1 protein-coding gene is annotated in these 4,992 nt (G+C 69.0%); it reads left to right on the top strand.

Going from position 1 to position 4,992, the window contains the following annotated elements:
* Positions 1 to 13 precede the first annotated feature (13 nt).
* Positions 14 to 4,992: non-ribosomal peptide synthetase (locus RT2_RS24835; protein WP_139280389.1), on the top strand; the 4,979-nt coding region annotated here is incomplete at its 3' end.

Below are 4,992 nucleotides of genomic sequence, written 5' to 3' on the forward strand. Positions count from 1 at the left end.
TTCCGTCCTGGATGTGGACGAGCTGCGATCCACCGTCGAGCGGGCTCTGCCCGCGTACATGGTGCCGTCGGCGTTCGTGGTGCTCGACGAGTTCCCGCTCAACGCCAGTGGCAAGCTCGACCGGAAGGTGCTGCCGGCGCCCGCGTTCACCCTCAGTGAGCGGGCATACCGCGCCCCGCGGACTCCCGCGGAGGAGATCGTCGCCGCCGTTTTCGCGGACGTGCTCGATGCAGCTCAGGTCGGCCTGGACGACAACTTCTTCGAGCTGGGCGGCAACTCGCTCAACGCCAACCACGTGGTCGCCAGGATCGGCGCGGCATTCGGCATCCGGCTCGGCGTGCGGGTCCTGTTCGAGGCCCCGACCGTCGCGGCGATCACGGACCGAGCGGAGAAGGCCAGCGCCAAGGGGGAGCAGCGCCCGCATCTGGTGGCCAGGACTCGGCCGGAGCAGCTTCCGCTTTCGCTTGCCCAGCAACGGATGTGGTTCCTCAACCAGTACGACACCGCGGCTGCCACCTACAACCTGCCGCTAGTCGTCCGGCTCGCCGGACGCACCGATGCCCAGGCCCTCCGTGCGGCCCTGCTCGACGTGCTCGGCCGGCACGAGTCGCTGCGCACCGTCTTCCCCGAGTCGGCGGACGGCGTACATCAGGTGATCCTGCCCCTCGCAGAGGTCGATCTGGACGTGGTCGCACAGGACGTGACCGAGGAGGAGTTGGCGACCGGGCTCACGGACTTCGCGTCCGTCGGGTTCGACGTGGCCGAGGAGATCCCCTTCCGGGTGCGACTGTTCGCGGTCGGGACGGACGAGCTTGCCGTTGCGCTGGTCGTCCACCACATTGCCGCGGACGGCATGTCCTGGGCGGTTCTGGCCCGCGACGTGATGACGGCCTACACCGCCCGCGCTGCCGGAGTGGCGCCGGACTGGGCGCCGCTGCGCGTGCAGTACGCGGACTACAGCGTGTGGCAGCGCGAGGTTCTCGGGTCCGAGGACGATCCGAACTCGTTGTCCGCCAACCAGATCAAGCACTGGCGTGAAGTGCTGGCGGGGCTGCCCGACCAGCTGGACCTGTCGATGGACCGGCCCCGCCCGGTTGTCCAGTCCTTCGACGGCGGCCGGGTCGCCTTCACCATCGAGGAGGACACGGTCCGGGCGCTGGGTGCGCTGGCCAGGGCCCAGGGCGTCACCGCCTTCATGGTCATGCACGCGGCGCTGAACGTGCTGCTCGCCCGCTTGAGCGGTACCGCCGACATCGCGGTCGGCACGCCGGTGGCAGGTCGTGGCGAGCAGGCACTCGACGACGTCATCGGCATGTTCGTCAACACCCTCGTGCTGCGCACCGAGGTCGATGCCGGGGCCTCCTTCGTCGACCTTCTCGCCCGTGTCCGTGAGACCGACCTGGCCGCGTTCTCCAATGCCGACGTGCCGTTCGAGCGACTCGTCCAGGTGCTCAACCCGGCCCGGTCCACCTCGCGGCACCCGCTGTTCCAGGTTGCGCTGTCGTTCGAGAACATGGGCGCGACCACCCTCGAGCTGCCGGGTCTGTCGGTCTCTGCCAGCGAGGTCGAGGTCGACCTCTCGAAGTTCGACCTGCAGCTGACCCTGCGCGGTGGTGGCGACTCCGCGATGTCGGCCGAGTTCGTCTACGCCACAGACATCTTCAACGAGTCGACGGTGTTCGGGTTCGCGCAGCGGTTCGTCCGGATCCTGGAGTCGGTCGTGGTCCACCCGGGCCTGCCGGTCGGCGACATCGAGATCCTGGCGGTCGACGAGCGGGCCGACCTGGTTCAGCGTGTCGATCCGGACACGGCGTTGCGTCCGGGCGGCTCCGCGGCGGGTATCGCTCCGCGTCTGCTCGCGGACATCCTCACCGCAGCGGTGGATCGGGACCCCGAGGCACTGGCGCTGACCAGTGCGGACGGCCAGCTGACCTATCGAGAGCTGGACGAGCGATCCTCGCGACTGGCCCGACTCCTGATTGCCCGCGGAGCCGGTCCGGAAACCACCGTGGCAGTGGCCATCCGCCGGTCCCTGAGCTCGGTCCTGACGGTGTGGTCGATCGCGAAGACGGGCGCCGCCTTCGTTCCGGTGGACCCGACCTATCCGGCAGACCGGATCGCGCACATGGTCACCGATTCCGGCGCGGTGACGGGTGTGACCACCGCGGACCACATCGGCGAGCTGCCCGACTCTGTCGAGTGGTTGTCGATCGACGACGCCGAGGCGAGCGCTCGTGCATTGTCCGGTGAGCCGGTGACCGACGAGGACCGGATCCGCCCGCTGCGGCTCGAGAACCCCGCATACGTGATCTACACGTCCGGCTCCACCGGCCTGCCCAAGGGCGTCGTCGTGCCCAATGTGGGTCTGGCCAACCTCCGCGATCACCTGCTCGCCGCCTACCTCACGTCTCCGCGCTCGCGCACGCTGCACGCGTCGTCGCCGAGCTTCGACGTCTCTGTGTACGAGCTGCTCCTGGCCTTCGGTGCGGCGGCGACCATGGTGGTCTCACCGCCTGACGTGTGGGGCGGCGCCGAGATGGCGGAGTTGCTGCGCCGTGAGCGCGTCACCAACTTGGTGCTGACTCCGGCGGCACTGGCCACCGTCGACCCGACCGGACTGGACGACCTGGCCGTGGTGGCGACGGCAGGCGAGGCCTGCCCGCCGGAGCTGATGGCGAAGTGGTCTGTCGGCCGGCGGTTCGTCAATGCGTACGGGCCCACCGAGAACACCGTGGCAGCGGCCTGCACGGACGGGTTGGAGCCGGGCCAGTACCTCACCATCGGTCATCCGACGAACGGCACCCGCGCCTCCATCCTCGACAGCCGCCTCAACCCGGTCCCGGTCGGTGTCGTCGGCGAGCTGTACCTGGCTGGACCCGGCGTGAGCCGCGGGTACCGCGGGCGGCCCGGACTCACGTCCGAGCGCTTCGTCGCCGATCCGTTCGGCGGACCGGGCGACCGCATGTACCGCACCGGCGACGTGGCCCGGTGGACCGAGAACCGCGAGATCGACTACCTCGGCAGGTCGGACTTCCAGGTCAAGGTCCGCGGCTTCCGCATCGAGCTCGGTGAGATCGACGCAGCGCTCGCCGCTCAGTCCGGTATCGAGTTCGCAGTGACGCTGGGGCACGAGGGCGTCGGAGGACACACCGCTCTCGTTTCCTACGTGATGGCGGCGCCCGGCACGGACGTCGACATCGACGACCTGAAAGCTGCGATCGGCGAGACGTTGCCCGCGCACATGGTGCCGGCAGCCATCATGGTGATCGACGAGGTCCCGCGCACGCCGGTCGGCAAGTTGGACCGGAAGGCCTTGCCGCAGCCGGTGTTCGAGGCCCGCGCCTTCAGGGCGCCGTCGAACCCGATCGAAGAGATCGTTGCGGCCACCTTCGCGGACGTGCTGGGCGTGGAACGGGTCGGACTCGACGACGACTTCTTCGATCTCGGCGGAAACTCGTTGATCGCGACGCAGGTGACCGCCCGACTGGGCGCCGCGTTGGACGTCACGGTCCCGGTACGAGCGCTTTTCGAGGCCTCCAGCGTTGCCGCGCTTGCGAGTTGGGCGGCAGGGCACGTGGGGACCGGTACGCGGCTCGCGCTGACGGCGATGCCGCGACCCGAGTCCGTTCCGCTCTCGCTTGCACAGCAGCGGATGTGGTTCCTCAACCGGTTCGACAGCGAGTCCACGCTCTACAACATCCCGATGGCGATGCGGCTGTCGGGTGCGCTTGACGTCGACGCCCTGCAGGCCGCCGTCGGCGACGTCGTCACCCGGCACGAGTCCCTTCGTACGGTGTTCCCCGAATCCGATGGGGGCGCGCGCCAGCTGGTCCTGGATCCGGCGGAGGTGCCTGCCGGATTGGACCGGATCACCTGCGCTGCAGTGGAACTAGAGGGAAACCTGCTGGCGCTGGTGTCCAGGGGATTCGACGTCCGGACGCAGATTCCGGTGCGTGCGACGCTGTTCGAACTCGGCGACGACGAGTTCGTGCTCGCGGTCGTCGTGCACCACATCAGCGCCGACGGCTGGTCGATGGCACCGCTGGCCCGCGACGTGATGGTTGCGTACGCCGCCCGCAGTGCGGGTGCGGCACCCGACTGGACTCCGCTCGAGGTTCAGTACCCCGACTTCAGCCTCTGGCAGCGTGAGGTGCTCGGCGACGAGGACGACTCGGAGTCCCTGATCGCGCAGCAGTTCAGCTTCTGGCGCGAGACGCTGGCCGGGCTGCCCGACCAGTTGGAGCTGCCCGCCGACCGCCGCCGACCGGCGACGGCGTCCTACCGGGGTGCGACCCACCGCTTCGGCATCGATGCCGATCTGCACACCAGGCTCAACGCGCTGGCGCGCGAACACCACACGACGATGTTCATGGTCCTGCACGCCGCGCTGTCCGTGCTGTTCGCACGGCTGAGCGGTACCAGTGACATCGCGGTCGGCACCCCTGTCGCCGGTCGCGGCGAGCGTGCCCTCGACGACGTGATCGGGATGTTCGTCAACACGCTGGTGCTGCGTACCGAGGTGGACTCCGCGCTGCCGTTCGTCGAGCTGTTGGCCCGCACAAGGGAAGCCGACCTCGCGGCCTTCGGCCACGCCGACGTGCCGTTCGAGCGGCTCGTCGAGGTGCTCAACCCGGCCCGCTCGCAGGCGCGCCACCCGCTCTTCCAGGTGATGCTCTCGCTCCAGAACCTCGGTGTGACGACCCTCGAACTGCCCGGGCTGCGCGTGGAGCAGGTCGAACTGGACGAGCACGTCGCGAAGTTCGACCTGCACCTCAATGTCACCGAGGTTGCCCCGGTGGAGGGTGAGTTCGGCGGTCTGGTCGCGGAGTTCACGTACGCGACAGATCTCTTCGACGCCACCACCGTGGCGTCCTTCGGTGCTCGGCTGCACCGGATCCTGGGACAGGTGGTGGATGCGCCGGCCACCGTGGTCGGCGACATCGCACTGCTCGAGGACAACGAACTGTCCACCGTGCTGACAGCATGGAACAA

It is taken from the genome of Rhodococcus tukisamuensis NBRC 100609 (assembly GCF_001894985.1).
Lineage (GTDB): Bacteria > Actinomycetota > Actinomycetes > Mycobacteriales > Mycobacteriaceae > Rhodococcus_G > Rhodococcus_G tukisamuensis.